We start from the raw sequence: 22,442 nt of genomic DNA, 5'->3' as shown, positions 1-22,442 counted from the left end.
AGCCTATAGAATTACGGAATTTTTTTTAACTAACACAATATGATTTTAATAGTTGACAGCGGTTCTACAAAATCCGATTGGATAGCTGTAGACAAAAACGGGAAACAACTTCTCGATAAAATAAGGACCAATGGCATTAACCCGGCCATTCTTTCAGAAAAAAAATTAAGAAAAATAATTAAAGGTAGCGAAGAACTTAAAAGCATTAAGGAAGACGTTACACATTTGTTTTTTTATGGTGCTGGTTGCGGTACCGAAAAGCCAAAGCAACTGTTAAAAGAAATATTGGAAGATTATTTTGCAAATGCCACGGTAGAAGTAGATGAAGATACTATGGCAGCTGTGTATTCTACAATTAATTCCCCGAACGAAGCCGCTGTGGTTTGTATTTTAGGTACAGGGTCTAACTGTAGTTATTTTGATGGAGAAAAATTACATCAACGTGTTAAATCCTTAGGATGGAGTTTAATGGATGATGCCAGTGGTAATTATTATGGTAAACAGCTAATTCGCGATTACTACTTTAATAAAATGCCGGAAGCCATAGATGTAGCATTTGCTGATAAATACAATTTAGAAGCCGATTATATTAAATACAATATTTATAAACAGCCTAACCCAAACGCTTTTCTTGCATCTTTTGCCGAATTTATGTTTTTAAACAAAGAATCGGAATATATTAAAGAGCTTATAAAAAAGGGAATTCGCTTGTTCGCTGAAAATATGATATTGCAGTATAAGGAAGAATTAAAAACGGTTCCAGTACATTTTGCTGGGTCTATAGCCTTTTTCGCAAAAGAGGAAATCCAGGAAGTGGCAGAAGAATTAAATTTTAAAGTAGGAAATTTTGTAAGACGACCAATAGAAGGTTTAGCTAAATTTCATACAAATAATATAGAGTAATGGAAATAGCAATTATAGCACACGACGGTAAAAAAGCTGAAATGGTTCAGTTTTTAAACGAAAACAGAGAAATATTAGAAAAAAATCAGATTTCTTTAATTTCAACAGGGACAACGGGAACAAAAGTAGAAAAAGCAGGTTTCGAAGTTACACCTTATTTATCAGGGCCCTTAGGAGGCGATGCTCAGATTGCTGCACGTGTGGCCGAAGGATTGTGTCATATGGTGTTGTTTTTCAGAGATCCTCTGGAAAAGCATCCTCACGAACCGGATATTTTTATGTTAATGCGTATTTGTGATGTGCATGATGTACCATTAGCGACAAATCCTGCAACAGCAGCCTTATTAATTAAAGGTTTGTAATCTCAGGTTTCAATAATCACAAACTTCATATAAATAAAAAACTCTCTGATAAATTAATTCAGAGAGTTTTTTATTTTTAATTTAATAAGAGGAGAAATGCTTAAAACTTCATTGTTGTTCTTACGTTAAATACTCTTGGCGTTAAATAATTAGGTATGGCATACTGGCGTTTACTGTATACATCTCTAACCCAGGTATTGGTAATGGAATTTTGAACGTCGAAAACATTGAAAATTTCAAAACCAAGCGATAGATATTTAAATGGTTTTCTCCATCCGCTAGTGAAATCCTGGTTTTCATCAACTATAACATATTGTAAGCCCAGATCTGCACGTTTGTAATCAGGTAAACGGTTTTGGTAATCGTAGGGATCGGCATAACTTGGAGATCCTCCAGGTAATCCCGTGTTATACACCAGATTTAAATACATTTTCATACTTGGTACCTTTGGGACATAGTCCTGAAATAAGGCTCCGAATTTTAAACGCTGATCTGTTGGTCTCGCAATATAGCCTCTGTTGTTAATATTCTCTTCAGTTTTTAAATATCCGAAACTAAACCAGGATTCTGTTCCGGGAACAAATTCTCCGTTTAAGCGAAGGTCTAATCCGTAAGCATAGGCTTTGGCTATATTCTGAGCGCGATATCTAATACGTACATTTTCAATTGTATAAGGATTAACGTCTTTTAGGTTTTTATAATAAGCTTCACTGGTAAGTTTAAATGGGCGGTCCCACATTTTAAAACTGTAATCGTTTCCGATAACTAAATGAAGCGATTTCTGAGCTTTTACATCGGCATTAATAGCCCCAATAGAATCTCTTAATTCGCGGTAAAAAGGAGGTTGGTAATATAATCCCCCCGAAATTCTGAACAGCATATCGTGTTGCCAATCCGGTTTAATGGCAAACTGGGCTCTTGGACTTATTACCGTTTGTGTGTCGTATTTCTCTCCGTCGTTATTTACTGTCCAGGAATGCGAACGTAAACCAGCATTGACCCAGGCGTCATGTTGACCAAGTTTATAGCGGCGACTCCATTGTAAATAAGCCTGAATCCGGGAAATCACGGTATTGTTAGTCGCTCTCACGTTTTGAAATGCTACTAATGGACCTTCGTAAGGATCGTATGGCTGATTATTAGGTTCGCGATATTTTGGAGGATTAATGGAAAACCCTGCTGAGTCAATCACTTCCCATTCTACAAGACGGTCTCTGATGTCTTCTTTGGTATACTGTACAGACCATTCAAAATCGTTCTCCTGATAATTGTAGTTTCCTTTGTGTTCTATGGTTGAAATTAAAGCGTCTAAATCGTTTCTTCCGTGGTTTAACTGGCTTCCAATTCCTTCGCTAAATTCAACTTCACCTAAATTTTCATCTCCAATATTACTGTTTACTTCTCCCAGTCGATATTGCCCTAAAATGTCGAAATATTCTTCTTCAGTAGTATGGTAGGTAGAAGTGGTAAGGTGTAATTTTAAGTTGTCGTTTACGGTATAGGTCCCTTGTAAAGCTCCGAAAAGCGTCTTGTAAGCATCCTTTTCCTGACCTTCATAATACACCAGGAGAGCCAGTGGATTATTTATAGTACCGAAATTGGTCTGACGCGTTTGTGGTTCGTAATTATATTTGTTAATTGATGCATTTCCCAGGAAACTTACACTGAATTTATCTGTAAATCTATACGTTAAATACGATTGAATATCGGCGAAGGTAGGATTGTAATTGGTTTCCGTTTCCTTAGCATTTACCAAAAGGCTGTTGTCACGGTAACGCATACCGACCATACCAGTAAATTTAGAATCCTTGCTTAAACCTTGAACGGTAAAACTTCCTCCTAGTAAACTTAAATCGGTATTTACAGCAAAATCTACCGGTTTTTTATAGGTGATATCCAGGACAGATGATAATTTATCTCCGTATTTAGCCTGAAAACCACCAGCCGAAAATTCTACATTATGGACCATATCGGTATTGACAAAGCTTAAACCTTCCTGTTGTCCGGAGCGGATAAGAAACGGACGATAGACCTGAATACCATTTACGTACACCAGATTTTCATCGAAATTACCTCCTCGTACAGAGTATTGTGTACTTAATTCGTTGTTGTTACTCACCCCCGGAAGTGTAGCTAAAATATTCTCAACACCTTGGTTAGCTCCTGGAATATTTCTGATTATTGTGGGGTTTAGGGTAACTATACCTTCTACATCTTTACGGTTACTACCGGAAATAATTACGGTTGCAATCTGTTCTACATTCGTATTCATAACCGGGTTGAACTCGAAAACTTCACCATTTTTTAAATTAAACGATGCTGTAATGCCTTTGTATGAAAGATGAGAAAATACAACTGTAAAGTTACTGTCACTTGGTATTTTTAACTGATAAAACCCGTTTTCATTGGTTTGAGTGCCTTCGTTGTTGGCTTTAATATTCACATTAGGAATGGGCTGATTGCTGTCATCTAATATAACGCCTTGAATTGTTCCCATTTGCGAAAATCCAAGTAAGGGTAATAGAAAAAATAAAAGCTTTAGGCTAAAGCAAGTGTGGTTAGGTTGGTTTTTCATTTATTTTCTGTAAAACATAGCTTCAAATGTAGAACTATTTCCCACATTATCGGTAACAATAATTTTTAAATTGTTTTTCGTTTCATCACTAATATTATCGTTAAAATCATAGGTAAGTAATTTTGTTTTATAATCGTATTCCAGCAAAATCCATTTTCCGTTAATAGTCCCTCTGAATTTAGAAATACCCGATAAATCATCTTCAATCTTAAGTTTTAAATAGTGATAATTGCTTAGCCATTTTCCATTGCTAAAGTTTACCGGAGTAATTTTAGGGGCCTTTGTGTCTGTTGCCAGAGTGTAATACCCCATATCTTTAGTGTAAGTACTAAGTGTGTTTTCTGTTCGGGTTGTTGACGAGTAAGCCGGACGCTTGCGATACCCCACAAGTTCTGCGATAAAAAGTTTGTCTTTGTCGCTGTCGTTGTATTTAGAAATATCGAAATCGATTCTGAAATTTTTTCTGGCAGCTACCCCCAGAGGCAGTAGTTGAAGCGTATCGTTAGAGACTTTAAAATCTAAATAAAAATTGTCGTAAAACGTATTTTTATAAAAGTTTACAGTAATAGGACCTTCGTTTAGAGTTGTGGCTTCATTATCCAATATATAATAAGGTGTAACAGATGGAGCAACTTTTCTTATACTGTCTTTTTGTTTACCATCGATATTTAAGGTAATCCAGGTGTCGTTATTCTTAAAGTCACTTATTTTAATCTTGTATACATAAGCAGTATTGTCTTTTATGTCCAGATAGCCTTCGTTACTCGTGTTTTTGTATATACTTAAGCCGTTGTTTTTATCTATGTATAATTTTTGAATTCGGTCTTTTTTTGTTTTGTAAATGCTATAATCTATAAGATGATTGATTTCGTTGGTTTCATCGAAGGAGAAGGTGCTGAAATCAATTTCAAAATTTAAACTTCCGTTTAAAAAGGTTTGTATATTGTAAACGCCGTTTTTATTGGCTGCCAGATCCTGGCGGTCTACAGTTTCTATTCCGAAGCCTATTTTACCAACGGCTTCAATGCTTTCCGATATAAAATTACCGTCGGCCTGGCGAATTAAACGAATGCTTTGTTTTGTGTTGGAGTTGTTTATTTGGGCACTGTCATCAATTGGATATGCCACTAACTCGGAAACTATTGGTTTTGTAGTGTCTTTGGTATTTATCCCGAAGAGCATTGGATTAATCGGGTGTTCGTTTTTGTCACGAATTTCGAAATGCAGATGCGGGCCACCTGAGCTTCCTGTATTTCCACTATAGGCAATTAATTCGCCCTGAGTGACTAAAAGTGCTTTTATAGGAGGAAATAATTCAATGTCGAAGGATTCCTGTCTATATTGTTCCTGTTTCAGATATTTTTCCAGTTTAGGAGCTAATTTTTGAAGATGAGCATATACCGTAGTATAACCATTAGGATGGGTAATATAAACGGCTTTACCATAGCCATATGGTGAAATTTTAATGCGGCTAACGAAGCCATCGGCCGCAGCTACAACGTCTAAACCTTGTCTTTGCTGCGTTTTTATATCCATACCCGAATGAAAATGATTTGAGCGTAACTCGGCAAAAGTGCCTGCTAAAACGATCGGAATATTTAAAGGGTTAACAAAATAATCTTGAGGATAGGGGTTTTGTGAAAAAAGAAAAATCGGAATAAAAAAAAGGATTAAAAAAAGGGATTTCATGCATGTAATTTTGAGGCACTAAAGTAATTATTTGACTGCAATATGCCAAGAGGAAACGTAGCAATGCTCTGCATTGTATTGATAATGAGGTGAAACAAACTATTTTTAATTTTATGCCAAAAACAATTGTTATTTTTACTTAGGTACATTAACTTTGTGAGATAAGTATGCTATTTGTAAATGAGTAATATTGAAGATATTGTAAATGCTCTTGAAGAAAAAATTAGCAAAATGCTCGATAAAGTGGACACTTTAAAGGCAACTAATGCTAAATTACAGGAGGATTTAATTCAATCTCAGCAGCACATTCAGATTAAAGATCAGGAAATTGAATCCTGGAAAGATAAATATGAAGCGCTTAAAATAGCAAAAAGCATGCTTGGCAGTGACGACAATAAAAGAGAAACAAAGCTTAAAATAAATTCATTAATACGAGAGATAGACTATTGTATAGCCCAGCTCTCAGAATAATGTAATCAGATATGATGTAATGTCAGAAATGCTTAAAATTAAACTTTCAATTGCGAATCGGGTATATCCGTTAACCATTGCTCCGGAGCAGGAAGAAGGTTTGCGAAAAGCAGCTAAAAGTATTGAAACTTTGATTACACAATTTGAGCAAAGTTATTCTGTAAGAGATAAACAAGATGTTTTGGCCATGTGTGCCTTGCAGTTTGCATCTCAAGTAGAACAAAAACAAATAGATAAAGAGGTTGTTAGTGAGCATGTCGAAGAAAAGTTGAATACTTTAAATCGGTTGCTTGAAGAACATTTAAACTCTTAACGGTCTTTAAAATAGATTAAGTTACTGCCTGTATTGGTTATTTTTTTTGATAAACTCAACGTTAATTCTTTAAAAAGGGTGAGTTTAAATTGTAAAAGCAAGCTGTCTTAGAACAGATCCTTGATCAATTTGTTAGCCCTAAACTTGTTTTTAAGGAGTTTATACAAAATCCAGACCGATACAGGCTTTTTTTATATATTAATAATACTAACTGAACATGGATAACTCAATTATATTAATTGCAGGAGGGGCGCTATTAGGCGTAATTATCGGCTTTGTAGTAGCCAAAATTTTAGAGAAAAACAGTGCATCAAAAGTAATAGCAGATGCTAAGCTTGAAGCAGAAAAACTTATTAAAGATGCGAATAATGAAGGAGAGTCTATTAAAAAAGACAAAATTTTACAAGCCAAGGAAAAATTTATTGAATTAAAAGCAGAACACGAAAAAGTTATTTTATCACGTGATAAGAAAATGGCAGATGCCGAAAAACGCACACGCGATAAAGAGTCTCAGGTATCAAATGAATTGTCTAAGAACAAAAAGTTAAATGTAGAACTTGAGAAAAAAATGAAGGACTACGATTATCGTATGGACTTTTTAGATAAAAAACAGGAAGAAATTGAGCGCTTACATAAAAGCCAGGTGGAACAATTAGAGGTCATCTCTAGTTTATCTGCAGAAGAGGCCAAATCTCAGTTAGTGGAATCTTTAAAAGGAGAAGCTAAAAACGATGCCTTGGCTTATATTCAGGATACATTAGAAGAAGCTAAACTAACAGCGCAACAGGAAGCGCGTAAGGTGATTATTAATACGATTCAGCGTATTGGTACAGAAGAAGCGGTGGATAACTGTGTGTCTGTATTCAATATCGAGTCAGACGATGTTAAAGGTCGAATTATTGGTCGTGAAGGACGAAATATTCGTGCCATAGAAGCCGCTACCGGAGTAGAGATTATTGTAGACGATACACCGGAAGCCATTATTTTATCGTGTTTCGATTCTGTTCGTCGTGAAGTTGCACGTCTGTCTTTACATAAATTAGTGACCGATGGTCGTATTCACCCGGCACGAATTGAAGAAGTTGTTAAAAAGACAAGAAAGCAAATCGAACAGGAAATAATAGAAGTTGGTAAACGAACAGTAATCGACTTAGGAATTCATAATTTACATCCGGAACTGATTAAGGTTGTAGGACGTATGAAATACCGTTCGTCTTACGGGCAGAACTTATTGCAACACTCCAGAGAAGTGGCTAAGTTGTGTGGTATCATGGCTGCTGAATTAGGTTTAAACCCGAAATTGGCTAAACGTGCCGGATTATTACATGATATAGGAAAAGTACCGGATGCAGAAGCAGATATGGAAACACCACACGCAATTCTTGGGATGCAGTGGGCTGAAAAATACGGTGAAAAGGACGATGTAATTAATGCTATTGGAGCGCACCACGACGAGATAGAAATGAAATCGTTATTAGCACCGATTGTACAGGTTTGTGATGCGATTTCAGGAGCTAGACCAGGTGCAAGACGACAGGTGTTAGACAGTTATATTCAGCGATTAAAAGATCTGGAAGATATCGCCTTCGGATTTACCGGAGTTAAAAAGGCATATGCGATTCAAGCGGGACGAGAGCTTCGTGTAATTGTGGAAAGTGAAAAAGTAACCGACCAGAATGCAGCTGATTTATCATTCAATATCTCTCAGAAAATTCAAACGGATATGACCTATCCGGGGCAGGTTAAAGTAACTGTTATTCGAGAAACCAGAGCAGTAAATATTGCAAAATAATAAAACTTAGAATTATATTTCTTTAGAAGCATTCAGTAAAACTGGATGCTTTTTTTTTGATTTTAAAGAAGGAGAGGGATTTGAAATTTATGGAGTACTCTTAATTTTTTAAATTATTTTAAGTGACGTTAATAGGTTGATTTTGTTGTTTTTAAATATTGTTACATGAAGTTTTTATTTAAAATCAAATTCTAAAAACAAAAGCGGTAGTATTCAATTGATTCTTGAATACTACCGCTTAATAATAGCATTTGTAAATGGTGTTTAAGCGCTAATTGAAGTAGCATGTTTTGATAGGCGTTATTCGTATTTAGCCGCTTTTCCGTTACTGGCCGATTGTTTTAAAAATTCACGGATATCGTTATTAGCAGAAATTAAATCATCATTTCTTAAGTACATCATGTGTCCACCACGATAGCCTTTAAATGTAAAACGATCTTTGAATGTGCCACTAGGGTCTATTTGCCACATAGTGTATTTGGCTCCGAAATATGTTGTTGCTCCGTCATAATAACCAGATTGAATCAACACTTTTAAGTATGGATTTTGCGCCATGGCTTGTCGCAACTGATCTCTAACATTGTTTTTAGAGTCGTCCCAAGGATGTACATTTCCAAACATGTTGTATTTAATGTCTGTTTTAAAGTTTAAATGCTCACGGATATAATAATTAATAGCAGGTGTGAAGGAGTGGGACCAGGAGGTGATTTCAGCATTATAATCCGGATGACTACCGGCAACTGTTTTATCGAAACCAAGATATCTCGAATCGAGACGACCAACGGTCTGTCCGCTTTGTTCTCTTAAAAGGGCTTTCCAGAAAAAACTGTTAGATACTTCCAGATTATTTTGTAAAATATCTTTTTCTGATAATCCGGAATAATAGGCTACTTTTTGAGCAATATTTTGTTTTTCAGTCTCAGAAATGAATCCCCCTTTAGCCAGAGCTGGCATAAAACTGTTTATGGCATAATTTTCAACTTCAGGAAGAATTTCAGTTAAATCTTTTTGTTGAAGCGTAGCAGGTAATCTATTGTGATACCAGGCTGTAGCCGTAAAATAAGGAAGATTTAATGCAGAATATACAGGTTGGCCTGTGTTGTAAAGCTTGTAATCGGCAGGAGAAACCAATATAACGCCGTTTAGGTACATCCACTGGCTGTTTTGCAGTTCATTTGCTAAGCCCATAACTCGTGTGCCTCCGTAACTCTCGCCTATAATGTATTTTGGGGACTCCCAGCGGCTTTTTCTGGATACGAAGGTATTCATCCATTCTGCCAGATATTTAATGTCTGCATTGATCCCGAAAAACAGGTCGCGGTTTGGTAGTTTGCCTTCTTTGTCCGGTAGCATTCTCGAATATCCTGTGTTAACCGGGTTAACATAAACGATATCTGCCACATCTAAAATGGAATTAGGATTGTCTTTAACGCCGTAAGGCTGTACTGGATAACCTTCATCATCGATATTTAAAACCTTTGGCCCTGTGTAAGCGATATGCATCCAGACAGAAGCTGATCCCGGACCTCCGTTAAAAGAAAATACCAGTGGTCTTTTGGATTTTTTTACATTATTTCGCTCATAATAGGTGTAGTACAAAGTGGCTATTGGCTGGCCTTTGTCGTCCCACACAGGTTGAGTTCCTGTAGTAGCAGTATAGGAAATTTTAGTGTTGTTAATGGTGCTTTCATGTTGCGTAACAACCATGGTGTCGACAGGAATTTCCCGTTTCTGGGCAAAGAGCGATAGAGTACTAAACAAAAAAATAGTAGATACAATGTGCTTCATAGTTTATTTTTAGGTATTTATATTAATGTGTATGGGTTAAAAGCCTTCAAAAACGCCAAGTCCAAATAAAGCATAATCGTATTTTACAGGATCTTTCGGGTCTAAAGCCCTTAGGGCCGCGTCTAATTCTTTTAAAGCTTTAGCATCATTTTGTTTGCGTTGCAGTAATGCTAATTTCCGGGCTACATTTCCTGAATGTACATCCAGCGGGCAGGATAGTAGAGCAGGTGAAATAGATTTCCAGATTCCCAAATCCACGCCCGCAGCATCCTGTCTAACCATCCAGCGTAAAAACATGTTGATGCGTTTTGCTGCTGAGTTTTTTAGGGGATCACTAAGGTGTTTTTGAGTTCGAGGCAAGTGTTCAATTTCAAAAAAAACGGATTTAAATTTATGGATGGCATATTGTAAATCATTGCTTTTAGCAACACTTGAAAATAGATGTTCTAATCCATTGTAATTGATGTAAATGTGTTTTAAGCTTTTTATGAATTGTGCTAGGTCATCTCCGTTAAATGTACGGTGGACAAAAGGAGCTAAGTTATCTAATTCCGAAGGACTGTGGTTAAGTACAAAATCGTAAGGCGCATGGTCTAAAAGCTCCATCATGTATTTGGCATTTTTAATAATGCTCTTACGGTTTCCCCAGCTGATAGTGGCTGTTAGAAATCCGGCAATTTCTATGTCCTCTTTAGTCGAGAACAAGTGGGGTATTTGTATAGGATCACTTTCAATAAATTTAGGATTATTGTAGAGTGCCACTTTATCGTCTAAAAATAGTTTTAATTCGCTTTGGTTCATCATTACATTAAAAGTACTGCGGGTATAATTAACACGCCATTATAAAGCGCGTGAAAAAGTATGGAGTGAATTAAGCCGTATTGCATTCTGATTACACCCAGGAAAAATCCAATTAAAATCTGAGGCGCTACTAATACAGGTGCTAAGAGTAATACATTTTTGGTGATTTCGAAGTTTGTAATATGAATAACGCCAAATAAAATAGCAAAACCATAAAATATAAACCGAAACCAATTTTTGAATTTACAAAACAGGGGGATAGGCGCTCGGAATATAAGTTCTTCCAATACAGGTGCTACAATAACCCCTAAAAGGACTATGGCGTATGGTGGAAATTCTTCGAATAGTATGGTGGAGGCGTGATCTTCGAAATTTATAATTTGTAAAATATCAAGTATGGTAAATACTATGGTAAATCCAAAATTTAAAACAAAGGCTATAACTAAAGCTACTGTAATTACCTGAAATTTCGTAAATCCAGAGAAAAGATCTGTATTCTGGCAATCAGGTTGTCTTAAATACCGGATATAAAGAGATAGAATGTTTATAAATGCATTCATTTAGCGTGTTATATTTCCGTCGACCATCACCAATTTGCGATCGGCTAAATTGGCTAATTCTTCATTGTGTGTTACAATGACAAAGGTTTGGCCAAATTCGTTTCTCAGTTTAAAAAATAAATTATGGAGGTGTTCAGCCGATTCACTGTCCAGATTTCCTGAAGGTTCATCGGCAAAAATTAGCCCCGGATTGTTTATTAAGGCTCTCGCCACGGCAACACGTTGTTGTTCTCCTCCCGAAAGTTCGTTAGGTTTATGGTGGTAGCGGTGCGATAATCCTAAAAAGTCAAGTAACTCTTTAGCTTTAGGTTCTGCTTCTGCCGGCCCCGTTCCTTTTATATAAGCTGGAATACAAACGTTTTCCAAAGCTGTAAATTCGGGTAATAATTGATGAAACTGAAAAATAAATCCGATATGTTCATTTCTGAACTTAGCGAGTTTCTTTTCCTTTAAAGCTTTTATGTTCACTCCGTTAATCGATAATTCGAAAGGTTCTTTCTTAGAAGGTGTGTCTAAAGTTCCGAGAATTTGTAGCAGCGTTGTTTTTCCGGCACCAGAAGCTCCTACAATAGAAACAATTTCGCCTTTTTTTATGTGAAGATCAACGCCTTTTAAAACATGAAAATCTTCGTAATATTTATGGATGTTTTTCGCTTGAATCATGCAATTTATTTGAGCGGATTAAAGTAATACATTCTCAGGGTTTCGGCAAAAAAATAGTACTGTTTCACCACGTATAGACTCTAATTCCTCTTAACAGATACATATTAGTAAAGCTATATATCTGTTTTTAAATTGTACCTTTGATAAACAGAGGTATCAGTATCTTACTTTTAATTAGAATTTTAAATTATGCCTTATAAACAATACGAAGACTATAACATTGAAATTACCGACGAAATTAAGTCGCAATATCAGGGAATAATTAAAAATGTTGGAGAAGATATAAATCGAGAAGGTTTATTAAAAACTCCTGAAAGAGCATCTAAGGCAATTCAGTTTTTAACTCAGGGTTACAATCTGGATGCTGCCGAAATACTAAAAGGAGCTATGTTTAAGGAGTCTTATAATGAGATGGTAATCGTTAAAGACATTGAGTTGTATTCGCTTTGCGAGCACCATTTGTTGCCGTTTTTCGGGAAAGCACATATTGCTTATATTCCTAATGGTTACATAGTAGGTTTAAGTAAATTACCGAGAATTGTAGATGTGTTTGCAAGACGCTTACAGGTTCAGGAACGTCTTACCGAACAGATTCTAGACTGTATAAACGATACGCTAAGGCCGCAGGGGGTAGCGGTAGTGATTGAAGCCAGCCATATGTGTATGATGATGCGTGGAGTGCAAAAACAGAATTCTGTAACTACAACTTCTGGTTTTAGAGGACAGTTTGAAAAAATAGAAACCCGTAATGAGTTTCTAAAACTGATTAGTGAAAACTTGTCATAATCATTAAAATGGTATGTTTCTTGATTTTAGCTGTTTAAACTATTTAAAATGAAGCAAAAAAAGCACACTCATTATAATAAATTAGCCTTAAGCCTGTTGTTAGATGCTATAGGTTATATCAGTTTTGTAATTCCAGGAATAGGAGAGTTCTCTGATATAATCTGGGCTCCGACATCTGCCTGGATCATGACAAAAATGTATAAAGGACAAGAGGGGAAAGTCGCGGCAAGTATTGCTTTTGTAGAAGAAGCTATGCCAGGGTTAGATGTGATGCCAACCTTTACATTAATGTGGTTGTATAAGTATGTTCTTAGTAAAAGTAAAAACGAATCAGGAATAGTAAAAACAAAAAAGTCCCTATTATAAGGGACTTTTTTTTTGTTTAAAATTTGTAAGTGAGACCGATATTAAAATTGCGTCCCATATTGTATATATTGTCAGTTTTTAAACGAGATAAATGGTTTATGTATTTCTTATTTGTAAGATTACTTCCGGATATATTAAAACCTAATTTATTTTTAAAAGCATTAAATTCTCCTCCTAATCCTGCGCTTAAAAGGTTGTAAGCCGGGGTTTCAGTTTCAAAACTACTGATGTTTTTCTGACTTAACGTAGAGGTTAATTTTACAAAAGCAAAGCCTTTGCTTAACCAGTTCTTTTCAAATTCAAGGCGAATCGTATTCTTAAAGTTATTAGCAGGGATTAGAGGAAGATGGCCTCCTTCGTTTTGTTTTCCGGTTACGGTTTCAAAACTACTTTCAAAATGCAACCAGTCTAAAGGATGTGGGTGAAAATGTAAACCAAATTCGCCACCAAATAGTGTAGCATTGTTTTGCTCGTATAAATAAACAGGGTCATTATCTATATAATCTCCATTTGGGGATAGATAGATGTAGTTATTTACAATATTGTAAAATCCATTTGCAAAAACTTCAAAATGGTCGTTTTTAAATTCAAGTGCTAAATCTGTTTGGACATTTTGTTCGTTTTTTAAATTAGGGTTGCCAATTTCATAACGATTAGTCCCATGATGAGAACCGTCTGATGTGAGCTCTGCTAAATTAGGAGCTCTAAAGCCACTTGCTATATTCAGTCTCAGCGATGTATTTTTTAAAATATCTGTTTTAAAACCAAAGGCTCCATTAAAACTATTAAATGATTTGTCAAGGTCTGATGTTGATATGTTTCTAGTATCAAAACGCGCTCCTAGTTGTACATCTATTTTTTCGAAATGGATGTGAGATGTAGCTAACACTCCGATATCATTTGTGGTAGCATCGGGTATTAAAAACTCTTCGCCGTAATTGGTGTTGGTTTGATTCATACCCTGAACACCAACAATAGTTTCAAATTTTCCAAACGTTGGAAGGTGATATTTTACATCGTAATTAAAGGTTTTTAATTTCATCTGTAAAGCAGGATGAAAATCCATGTCTTCATCGTCATGATCTTCATGATCGTCGTGGTCTTCTTCTTCCTCATCCTCGTCATGATGCTCATGATCATGACCGTCTTCAAATTCTCTACGATCGTTATATAAAAAACCTAAATTTATGTCTAAACTTGAGTTTTCAAAGAAAATACTTGATTTAGAGCTGAAAATATGGTTTGTAATCTCCTGATAAGGCAAAAGAGGTGCTTTATTGGTAGATTGAATACCTATCTCTTCCGGTATACCAAGTTTTGAATTGTTCAGGTTATAACGAATTTCAGTTTTGAAATTTGTAGATTGGTAGCCGAAGCCTGTCTTTAAATCCTGTTCTCTAAAACGTGTATTTGTAACACGATAGTCCGCTGTTTTATAATCGGAATGTTCTGTTAAACTTCCTCTGATAAGAAACTTAAAATTATTGGCGGACGTTTTGTAGCCAGCATTTGTATTATATCCTCGGGTGTTTGAAAAATAAGTCGCAGACAAATCACCGTGGGTTTCGTTTTGTTGTGCAAATTTCTCTGGGTTTAAGTATAAAACGCCACCCAATGCATCGCTTCCATAGAGTAAAGATGCTGGTCCTTTTATAACTTCTACACTTTCTATTCCGGCATCATTTATACCAAGTCCGTGTTCGTCACCAAATTGTTGGTTTTCTAATCTTACACCTTGAGTATAAACCAAAACCCGGTTAGAGCTTAGGCCTCTAATTACAGGTTTGCCGATGCTTACTCCTGTAGAAATACTTTCGACACCTGCTATATTTGAAATGCCTTCAGAAAGTGTTACTGCTCCTGAGGTTTTTAAATCTTCCATTTTAGCATGTTCCACTTTCATGACATTATCACGTTGTAATTTGTGAAACGGAGTGGAAACGATAATCTCTTCAATTTCTATAGCGGAAGGACTTAAAGAAATTTGAAGAGAAGTGTAAGTAGGTATAGAAATATTTTGAGCATAGCTTTCATATCCAATTAACGAACATACAAGTTTGTAAGTGCCGTTAGGGAGATTTTCTATTTTAAAGTAACCGTTTTCATCGGTGATGATTCCTTTGTCTAATTGAGGAAAATAAACATCTGCAAAAGCTATGCCTTGAGTGGTGGCCTTATCTGTAATTTGACCGCTTATTATGTTTTGAGCAAATGTATTGCTAATGCATAGACATAATAAGATATTCAATATTGATTTCATGAATTATTAAGTTTAAAAATTTTTTAAATACTGAAATTAATCAGTTTATTAAGGGGTATTTAAACTAATTCAGGAGGTCCTCTTAAACAGAAGTGAAGCTGTTGATATTCACTTAAAAAGAAGTACTGTGAAATTATTATCTGAAAGTTTTCTTGAGGAATAAAAACTTCGATAAAATTAAAAGGTAGGGTAAAATGATGATTAAGCTGAAATTTATAAAATTCGCAGTCAACATCAGCAGTGTGTAAATGCGTTTGTTTTTCACCGTGACATACTTCGTGAACATGTGCTTCAAAAACATGGTTAAACTTTACTAAAGTTGGTATTAACAACGCTAATACCAATACTAAAGCAGAAAATTTAAATGTTATGTTTTTGATGTTTTTTTGCATTTAGTCGATAAAACGTTTTAAGCCAAAGCGTTTTAGCATTTTCTTTTCAAAATTCCAGAAAAACTCAAATTGTCCTAATAGCCAGCCAAAACAAACTAAAAGAATCTGATAAAATAGCATACACAATAAAATATAAATTATCCAGTAAAATAAAGGGTATAAATTATCTTGTGTAACTCCAAGCCATTTAATAATTGGGCGTCCAATAAAAACAGAAGAGGAGCCTGTAAAAGCAAAAACCATGAAAACGCGAATCATTTCCCATCTGTGCTTTAAAATCCATTTGCCTTCTAATTTTTTAAATAAAGCCAGACAAAGTTTTAGTAGTAAAAAACTAAGTAAAAGTGAGACACTGTAAACAATTGCAATGTTGTAATCTTTTAAAAAGGCATTAGCCAGTTTATAAGCACTGTAAAAAAGAATAATAATTCCGGCAATAGGGAATACGAGTTGCCAGTTTTTGGTGATTTGCCAGTTTTGTTTAAATTTTTCCATAACTAATTATGGCTGCAAATATAAATTAAATTCTAGGAATTTGGGCAGTTAATCGCTGGTTGTATTTTAACTGAAAGTAAATAAAGTAGTTGTAGAGTTTGTAATTTACCTCGTAACCATAATCTATATGAGGACTGTAGTCTATTCGTAATTCGTATAAACTGGGGTCGTAACGTTGCGGATTAAGCACCCTGTTATTCCATTCGTTAACCATGAAAATATTCTTGTTTTCCAGATAGGTCTGGCTGTAATAGCCTTCTGGTCTGGCTGTACTAACCAGCCAGGTGTTAAATCCGGGTTCTATAATAATAATTTGATATTCTAAACTGTCGTTTTCAATTCTAACCGTATCATTTTCAGTTATGGCTACCTCTTTGTCTATGCTTTTTCCTGTAGTTGCAGGCTTGCTCGTATTACAGGAGATAGCGCAGAGTGCCAGAATGAAGATGTAAACAAAAAGTCTCATAAAAACATGGTTTTATTAAAAATACAACTTTTTAAATAGATTAGAAAACTATAAAAGCCGGATTGTGTTAGCATCCGGCCTATTTATATTAAATATGGTTATTTTAAAAATTTACCTAAAAGATCGGAAATGCCTCCCTGACTTTTATTACTATCTAAAAACATACCGGCAACGTCGTCTACAATACTGCCATCTCCATCTGCATCCAGCATAGATTCAAGAAAACTATGATTTACACCTTTGGAACTGCCTTGGATTAATCCGCCGAGCATACTGGTTAAATCATCACCACTATTAATATTGCTCTGGTGGTGTTGTTTACCCAGATATCCCATTAAAAGGGGAGTAGCAATTTTTAGAATTTTAGCGACCGTATTGGCATCTAAACCTGTTTTTAGTCCTAATGCTTTTTCTACATTAGGTTGTTTTTCTCCTAATACGTGGTTTAAAATTTTGCTACCGTCGTTTACAACTTCGTTATCTACGCCGCCCTGGAAAAAGCTACCTAGATCGTCCAGAATACTACCGTCGTGCTTGTTGTTTAAGGCGTTTTGGAGGCTTTCTGCGCCTTGAGCAGAATTTGCATTTCTGTTCATGGCCTGCATTAAAACAGGAAGTGCCATGGTAAGTAAATCGCCTGTTTTATTTTGATCCTGACCTGTTTCTGAGGCCACTCCGGAAATCATGGTTTTTCCTAAATCGCTGTTTAATAAATCTAAAATTCCTGACATGGTTTGATGTGTTTATTGATTAATATCGAATGGTAATTCAAGGTACAAAAAAAGCCCTAACATGTATGTTAAGGCTTTGGTATAATTGTTTGGAATTAACGTTTATAACAGGATGCTGCTAATTTGTTGAGCTAACTCTGTACCAATTCTATCCTGAGCTTCATTAGTCGCTGCACCAGTATGCGGTGTAAGCGATAGCGAAGGGTTCATTAATAAGGCCATTTCTGGTTTAGGTTCTTTTTCGAAAACATCTAAAGCTGCTCTTGCAATTTTACCGCTTTCAATTGCTTCAACTAAAGCCACCTCGTCTACAACACCACCACGAGCAGCATTAACTAAAATAGCTCCATCTTTCATGATAGCGAATTCCGGCTTTCCGATTACATAGCCATCCTGAGCAGGCACATGTAATGTTAAAAAGTCTGCCTGTTTTAAAACCTCTTCTTTAGAAATAGTTTCAATGTCAAAGTTTACTTTTTGTCCGTCAAAGAATTCTAATTCCAGATTTGCTTTTTCAATAAAAGGGTCGAAAGCAACAACTTTCATTCCGGCTCCTAAAGCAACTTTCGCAGTAGCTTGTCCAATACGTCCGAAACCTAATACTCCTAAAGTTTTTCCTTTTAATTCAATTCCTTTTGCGTATGCTTTCTTTAAGGCTTTAAAATTAGTGTCGCCCTCTAAAGGCATATCTCTGTTAGAATTGTGTAAGAAACGTGCTAATCCATATAAATGACCAAATACTAATTCTGCAACAGAGTGAGAAGAAGAGGCGGGTGTGTTAATTACATGTAGGCCTTTTTCTCTTGCGTATTCTACATCTATGTTGTCCATACCAACACCACCACGACCAATAATTTTAAGGCTAGGGCAGGCGTCGATTAAATCTTTACGAACGGTAGTTGCGCTACGTACTAAAAGAACTACAATGTTGTTTTCGTTAATATAATTGGCTAATTGTTCTTGCGCTACGGTAGTCGTAATAACTTCAAATCCATCTTTTGTTAAGGCATCAATTCCACTTTGAGAAATACCGTCGTTTGCTAATACTTTCATAAGATATTCGTCATTTAAAATGACTGAGATTTTATATTAATTAATTGTTTTATGCTTTTCTTTCCAGTTCACTCATTACTTCAACTAAAGCAGCTACACTACTTAATGGTAATGCGTTATACATCGATGCTCTGTATCCGCCAACACTACGGTGACCGTTGATTCCGTTTAATCCGGCTTCTTTCGCCATGGCATCAAACGTGTCTTTTAAGGCTTCATCGGTTAAGTTGAACGTAGCATTCATATTAGAGCGATCTTCTTTAGCTGCAAATCCCTTAAATAGAGGGTTTAGGTCTATTTCGGAATACATTAACTGCGCTTTCTTTTCGTTTTCTTCTTCAATCGCAGCAATTCCGCCTAAATTTTTAAGCCATTCTAATGTCAACATTGAGGTGTAAACAGCAAATACCGGAGGTGTGTTATACATACTTTCTTTGTCGATATGCTGAGTATAATCCAGCATAGAAGGAATTTGTCTTGATACTTTACCAAGAATATCTTCTTTAATTACAACTAAAGTTGTTCCGGCAGGCCCCATGTTTTTTTGAGCACCGGCATAAATTAAATCGAATTTAGAGAAGTCTAATGTTCTTGAAAAGATATCGCTACTCATATCGCAAACTAATGGCACCGGGCAATCCGGAAATGCTTTAATTTGAGTCCCGAAAATAGTGTTGTTCGAAGTACAGTGAAAATAATCAAGGTCTGAAGGAATCGTATATCCTTTAGGGATGTAATTAAAGTTCGCATCTTTAGACGAGGCAATTTCCACAACCTCTCCAAATAATTTTGCTTCCTTAATCGCTTTTGAGCTCCAGGTTCCGGAATTTAAATAACCTGCTTTGGTTTCTAATAAATTATAAGCCGCCATTAAAAATTGCGTACTGGCTCCACCTTGTAAAAATAGTGCTTTGTAGCCTTTACCTTCCAGACCAAGTAATTCTAAAGCCAAAGCGCTGGCTTTATCCATAACTTCTACAAAGGGTTTGCTTCTATGGGAAATCTCAATTAAAGATAATCCGCTGTTGTTGAAATCTACAACTGCTTCTGATGCTTTAAGTAAAACTTCCTGAGGTAGAATGCAGGGACCTGCACTAAAATTGTGTTTTTTCATTGTTTCGATAATTTTTTGATACCTACAAAGGTGCTAATTAATTGTAGAATTAATGTTATATTTTTAATAATTTTTATGCTAAACTTTCAACAGAAAGTCAACAGTATCAACATTGTCTGCATAATCCCACAAGTTAGGTGACTGGGTGTCTCCGAAAACAATTTCGTTATCTGTAAATCCTTTAGAAACAACGCATTGTATTTTTTCTTTTTGCTCGTTTAGAGTCGATTTTAGGTCTACTATATCGTTGTAGTACTGGTAAAAAACGGTTGCAATTGGAGATGAAAAATTCTGGTCTTCTTTAATCATTAAAAAGCCGTTTTCAAGCATGTCAAATTCGCTCATTAAATACACTGCTTTATTGTAGTCGTAGTTATTGGCATATTTTAGATCGTGAATGATATGATTCCATTTGTACATGGCCTGAAAAAAGGCGTCGAAGTTATAATTTTCAGGTAAGTATAATTTTGAAACACTTCTGCATCCTAAACCATAATACCTGAAAATATCGTCGGCCAAACCTTCCAGTTCCTCAGGGGATTCTTTTCCTGTTAGTACTGCTATAGAATTTCTGTTTTTTCTAATGATAGCAGGCTTATTTTTAAAATAATATTCGAAATAACGTGCTGTATTGTCGCTGCCTGTGGCGATTACAGCATCGAAACCTTCCAGTTTTTGATCGGTAAAGCTAATACGTCCTTTAAATTCCGGAGCTGTATATTCAAGGTATTTAGCCAGAAATGGCAGTAGATGTTTGTCGTTAGAGGATTGTTTTACCAAAGCGTTATGACCGGAAATTAACACAGATAAAAAGTCATGGAAACCAACTAATGGAATGTTTCCAGCCATAATAACAGCTATAGTCTTTGGGTTTTCAGTATTGAAGTTATACTTTTCTAACCAGGTGTTAATGTTATTTTCTGTCAATGCATTAGCCCAGCTTTCTGTAGCGAATAATAAGTTATCCTGATTAAACCAGCCGTTGTGTTCCTGCGCCAGTTTTAGTTGATGTTTAAAGGTGTCGAAAAACAAATCGTTAAAAAGAATACCGTCTTTTTTTTCGATTTTTTCATTAGAAAACTGACTTAGGAATTTTCCTAAATGGACAAAAGCTGCTATTCTTTGCTGTAAATTCATTTCTAATTTGGTTATGAAAGGTTTTGGCTTTATTTTTGCGTCAAAGTTAGAAAAAGAAAACGCTATGGCAATTATAATAACAGACGAATGTATAAATTGTGGTGCTTGTGAACCAGAGTGCCCTAACACAGCTATTTACGAAGGCGCCGACGACTGGAGGTATAAAGACGGTACAAGTTTAGAAGGTAGTATTGTGCTTCCAAACGGAAAACAAGTAGATGCTGATGAAGCACAGGAGCCTGTAAGTGACGAAATATACTATATCGTTCCTGATAAATGTACTGAATGTAAAGGCTTTCACGAAGAGCCGCAATGTGCAGCTGTTTGTCCTGTAGATTGTTGTGTTCCGGATGACGATCATGTGGAAACAGAAGAAGAGTTGTTAGGTAAACAACGCTTTATGCACCCTGACAATTAAGAATAAAAATATTATAATAATAAGAAATCCCGAATCGAAAGATTTGGGATTTTTTTTATAAAAGAAACTTCAGATAATTACTTACATTTGCACTCGCAAAAACCTTAATTAATAGGGTAATGCTTTAATTATAATATTTAAAAGTCACATGAAAGCTGGAATTGTAGGATTACCAAACGTAGGCAAGTCAACCTTATTCAATTGTTTATCTAATGCTAAAGCCCAAAGTGCAAACTTTCCGTTCTGTACTATCGAACCTAATATAGGCGTAGTGAATGTGCCGGATCCAAGATTACAGAAATTAGAAGAACTTGTAAAACCTGAGCGTGTAATTCCGGCAACAGTAGAGATTGTGGATATTGCTGGTCTTGTAAAAGGGGCAAGTAAAGGAGAAGGCTTAGGAAATCAGTTCCTGGCAAATATCAGAGAGACCGATGCGATACTTCATGTATTACGTTGTTTTGACAATGATAATATTGTTCATGTTGACGGTAATGTAAATCCTATTCGCGATAAGGAAACTATCGATATGGAATTACAGTTAAAGGATCTTGAAACCGTAGATAAAAAACTTGAAAAAGTAAAACGTGCAGCAAAAACCGGCAATAAAGAAGCGCAGAAGGAAGAAGCTTGTTTATTAAAAATTAAAGCCGGATTAGAAGCAGGAGTTTCTGTACGAGCTTTAGATTTTGAAGAAGATGAATATGAAGAATTTGTTGTGCCTTCGCAATTTATTACTGCTAAACCGGTAATGTATGTTTGTAATGTAGATGAAGGTTCTGCTAATTCAGGAAATGCTTATGTGGATATAGTAAAAGAAGCTGTTAAGGATGAAAATGCAGAAGTTCTGGTTTTAGCTGTAGGAACTGAGGCTGATATTAATGAACTAGATGATTTTGAAGAGCGTCAGATGTTTTTACAGGATATAGGACTAGACGAACCGGGATCTTCTAAATTAATCCGTTCGGCTTATAAGTTATTAAATCAGCAGACGTACTTTACTGCTGGTGTTAAAGAAGTGCGTGCCTGGACTGTAGATATAGGAGCTACTGCACCTCAGGCAGCAGGTGTTATTCATACCGATTTTGAAAAAGGATTTATCCGTGCAGAAGTTATTGCATATGATGATTTTGTGACTTACGGAAGTGAATCTAAAGTGAAAGAAGCTGGAAAAATGCGTGTAGAAGGAAAAAATTATGTTGTTAAGGATGGAGATGTTATGCATTTCTTATTCAACGTTTAACAATTTATTTACAATAAAAAAAAGAAGCTAATGTGTGTCACATTGGCTTTTTTTGTTAATAAAT

23 protein-coding genes and 1 other RNA gene are annotated in these 22,442 nt (G+C 35.6%); 10 read left to right on the top strand and 14 right to left on the bottom strand.

From position 1 onward, the window contains the following. The first annotated feature begins 39 nt into the window (after positions 1-39). Both I3217_RS02605 and I3217_RS02600 read left to right on the top strand, forming a co-directional pair. Positions 40-903 carry a BadF/BadG/BcrA/BcrD ATPase family protein gene (locus I3217_RS02605; protein WP_435048170.1) on the top strand — a complete coding sequence of 288 codons (864 nt, stop codon included), beginning with the start codon at positions 40-42 and terminating at the stop codon, positions 901-903. Continuing rightward, complete coding sequence (locus I3217_RS02600; RefSeq protein WP_435048169.1) at positions 903-1,265, top strand: methylglyoxal synthase; 363 nt, start codon at positions 903-905, stop codon at positions 1,263-1,265. Before I3217_RS02605 ends, I3217_RS02600 begins: the two co-directional genes overlap by 1 nt. A gap of 100 nt (positions 1,266-1,365) precedes the next feature. Here the strand turns inward: I3217_RS02600 and I3217_RS02595 are convergent, their stop codons facing one another. Together I3217_RS02595 and I3217_RS02590 are read right to left on the bottom strand one after the other, a co-directional pair. Continuing rightward, complete coding sequence (locus I3217_RS02595; protein WP_435048168.1) at positions 1,366-3,762, bottom strand: TonB-dependent receptor; 2,397 nt, start codon at positions 3,760-3,762, stop codon at positions 1,366-1,368. 78 nt (positions 3,763-3,840) lie between these two features. Then, the gene (locus I3217_RS02590) at positions 3,841-5,376 is read right to left on the bottom strand and encodes a M23 family metallopeptidase (protein ID WP_435048167.1); all 1,536 of its coding nucleotides are present in this window, start codon (positions 5,374-5,376) and stop codon (positions 3,841-3,843) included. A gap of 333 nt (positions 5,377-5,709) precedes the next feature. Here I3217_RS02590 and I3217_RS02585 point away from each other — a divergent pair, with 333 nt between their 5' ends. The 4 genes from I3217_RS02585 (at position 5,710) to rny (ending at position 8,105) form a co-directional block, all read left to right on the top strand. After that, positions 5,710-6,000, top strand: coding sequence for a hypothetical protein (locus I3217_RS02585; RefSeq protein WP_435048166.1), 291 nt, complete (start codon positions 5,710-5,712; stop codon positions 5,998-6,000). A gap of 19 nt (positions 6,001-6,019) precedes the next feature. After that, positions 6,020-6,313: a cell division protein ZapA gene (locus tag I3217_RS02580; protein ID WP_435048165.1), complete on the top strand. Its 294-nt coding sequence runs from the start codon at positions 6,020-6,022 to the stop codon at positions 6,311-6,313. A 53-nt stretch (positions 6,314-6,366) separates the two neighbouring features. Continuing rightward, positions 6,367-6,474, top strand: a non-coding RNA gene (gene ssrS, locus I3217_RS02575) — 6S RNA. A 56-nt stretch (positions 6,475-6,530) separates the two neighbouring features. Further along, positions 6,531-8,105, top strand: coding sequence for a ribonuclease Y (gene rny, locus I3217_RS02570; RefSeq protein ID WP_435048164.1), 1,575 nt, complete (start codon positions 6,531-6,533; stop codon positions 8,103-8,105). Between the two features lie 300 nt (positions 8,106-8,405). On the opposite strand, the gene I3217_RS02565 is transcribed toward rny, so the two are convergent. The 4 genes from I3217_RS02565 to I3217_RS02550 are packed head-to-tail and all read right to left on the bottom strand — an operon-like array spanning position 8,406 to position 11,917. Beyond that, positions 8,406-9,893, bottom strand: coding sequence for a S10 family peptidase (locus I3217_RS02565; RefSeq protein WP_435048163.1), 1,488 nt, complete (start codon positions 9,891-9,893; stop codon positions 8,406-8,408). A gap of 36 nt (positions 9,894-9,929) precedes the next feature. Further along, complete coding sequence (locus I3217_RS02560) at positions 9,930-10,694, bottom strand: TIGR02757 family protein (protein ID WP_435048554.1); 765 nt, start codon at positions 10,692-10,694, stop codon at positions 9,930-9,932. 2 nt (positions 10,695-10,696) lie between these two features. Beyond that, entirely contained in the window at positions 10,697-11,254 is a 558-nt protein-coding gene (locus tag I3217_RS02555) for a CPBP family intramembrane glutamic endopeptidase (RefSeq protein WP_435048162.1), read from the bottom strand. Continuing rightward, complete coding sequence (locus tag I3217_RS02550; protein ID WP_435048161.1) at positions 11,255-11,917, bottom strand: ABC transporter ATP-binding protein; 663 nt, start codon at positions 11,915-11,917, stop codon at positions 11,255-11,257. It lies immediately after the preceding gene. A 189-nt stretch (positions 11,918-12,106) separates the two neighbouring features. On the opposite strand from I3217_RS02550, the gene folE reads away from it, so the two are divergent. Together folE and I3217_RS02540 are read left to right on the top strand one after the other, a co-directional pair. Beyond that, positions 12,107-12,703, top strand: coding sequence for a GTP cyclohydrolase I FolE (folE, locus tag I3217_RS02545; RefSeq protein ID WP_435048160.1), 597 nt, complete (start codon positions 12,107-12,109; stop codon positions 12,701-12,703). 48 nt (positions 12,704-12,751) lie between these two features. Next, positions 12,752-13,069 carry a hypothetical protein gene (locus I3217_RS02540; protein WP_435048159.1) on the top strand — a complete coding sequence of 106 codons (318 nt, stop codon included), beginning with the start codon at positions 12,752-12,754 and terminating at the stop codon, positions 13,067-13,069. A gap of 16 nt (positions 13,070-13,085) precedes the next feature. Here I3217_RS02540 and I3217_RS02535 read toward each other — a convergent pair whose 3' ends face one another. The 8 genes from I3217_RS02535 to I3217_RS02500 form a co-directional block, all read right to left on the bottom strand. Next, on the bottom strand, positions 13,086-15,329 hold the full coding sequence (locus I3217_RS02535) for a TonB-dependent receptor (RefSeq protein WP_435048158.1): 2,244 nt from the start codon (positions 15,327-15,329) through the stop codon (positions 13,086-13,088). 59 nt (positions 15,330-15,388) lie between these two features. Next, positions 15,389-15,721 carry a hypothetical protein gene (locus I3217_RS02530; protein ID WP_435048157.1) on the bottom strand — a complete coding sequence of 111 codons (333 nt, stop codon included), beginning with the start codon at positions 15,719-15,721 and terminating at the stop codon, positions 15,389-15,391. Next, complete coding sequence (locus I3217_RS02525; protein ID WP_435048156.1) at positions 15,722-16,216, bottom strand: DUF6787 family protein; 495 nt, start codon at positions 16,214-16,216, stop codon at positions 15,722-15,724. It abuts the gene before it with no gap. Between the two features lie 25 nt (positions 16,217-16,241). Then, positions 16,242-16,682 (bottom strand): DUF6146 family protein, encoded by a 441-nt coding sequence (locus tag I3217_RS02520; RefSeq protein WP_435048155.1) that lies wholly within the window; start codon positions 16,680-16,682, stop codon positions 16,242-16,244. 98 nt (positions 16,683-16,780) lie between these two features. After that, positions 16,781-17,413 carry a DUF937 domain-containing protein gene (locus tag I3217_RS02515; RefSeq protein ID WP_435048154.1) on the bottom strand — a complete coding sequence of 211 codons (633 nt, stop codon included), beginning with the start codon at positions 17,411-17,413 and terminating at the stop codon, positions 16,781-16,783. Positions 17,414-17,515: 102 nt separating this feature from the next. Then, positions 17,516-18,466 carry a D-2-hydroxyacid dehydrogenase gene (locus I3217_RS02510; RefSeq protein WP_435048153.1) on the bottom strand — a complete coding sequence of 317 codons (951 nt, stop codon included), beginning with the start codon at positions 18,464-18,466 and terminating at the stop codon, positions 17,516-17,518. Between the two features lie 49 nt (positions 18,467-18,515). Next, entirely contained in the window at positions 18,516-19,580 is a 1,065-nt protein-coding gene (serC, locus tag I3217_RS02505; RefSeq protein ID WP_435048152.1) for a 3-phosphoserine/phosphohydroxythreonine transaminase, read from the bottom strand. Between the two features lie 78 nt (positions 19,581-19,658). After that, entirely contained in the window at positions 19,659-20,717 is a 1,059-nt protein-coding gene (locus I3217_RS02500) for an acyl-CoA reductase (protein WP_435048151.1), read from the bottom strand. A 64-nt stretch (positions 20,718-20,781) separates the two neighbouring features. On the opposite strand from I3217_RS02500, the gene I3217_RS02495 reads away from it, so the two are divergent. Continuing rightward, on the top strand, positions 20,782-21,135 hold the full coding sequence (locus tag I3217_RS02495; RefSeq protein WP_435048150.1) for a 4Fe-4S dicluster domain-containing protein: 354 nt from the start codon (positions 20,782-20,784) through the stop codon (positions 21,133-21,135). A 148-nt stretch (positions 21,136-21,283) separates the two neighbouring features. Further along, positions 21,284-22,378: a redox-regulated ATPase YchF gene (gene ychF, locus I3217_RS02490; protein WP_435048149.1), complete on the top strand. Its 1,095-nt coding sequence runs from the start codon at positions 21,284-21,286 to the stop codon at positions 22,376-22,378. Positions 22,379-22,442 lie beyond the last annotated feature (64 nt).

The organism is Formosa sp. S-31 (assembly GCF_051172795.1).
In the GTDB taxonomy this organism is placed as follows: domain Bacteria; phylum Bacteroidota; class Bacteroidia; order Flavobacteriales; family Flavobacteriaceae; genus Formosa.
The sequence above is the reverse complement of the archived record's forward strand: the minus strand, read 5'-3'. Positions and strand labels throughout refer to the sequence as shown.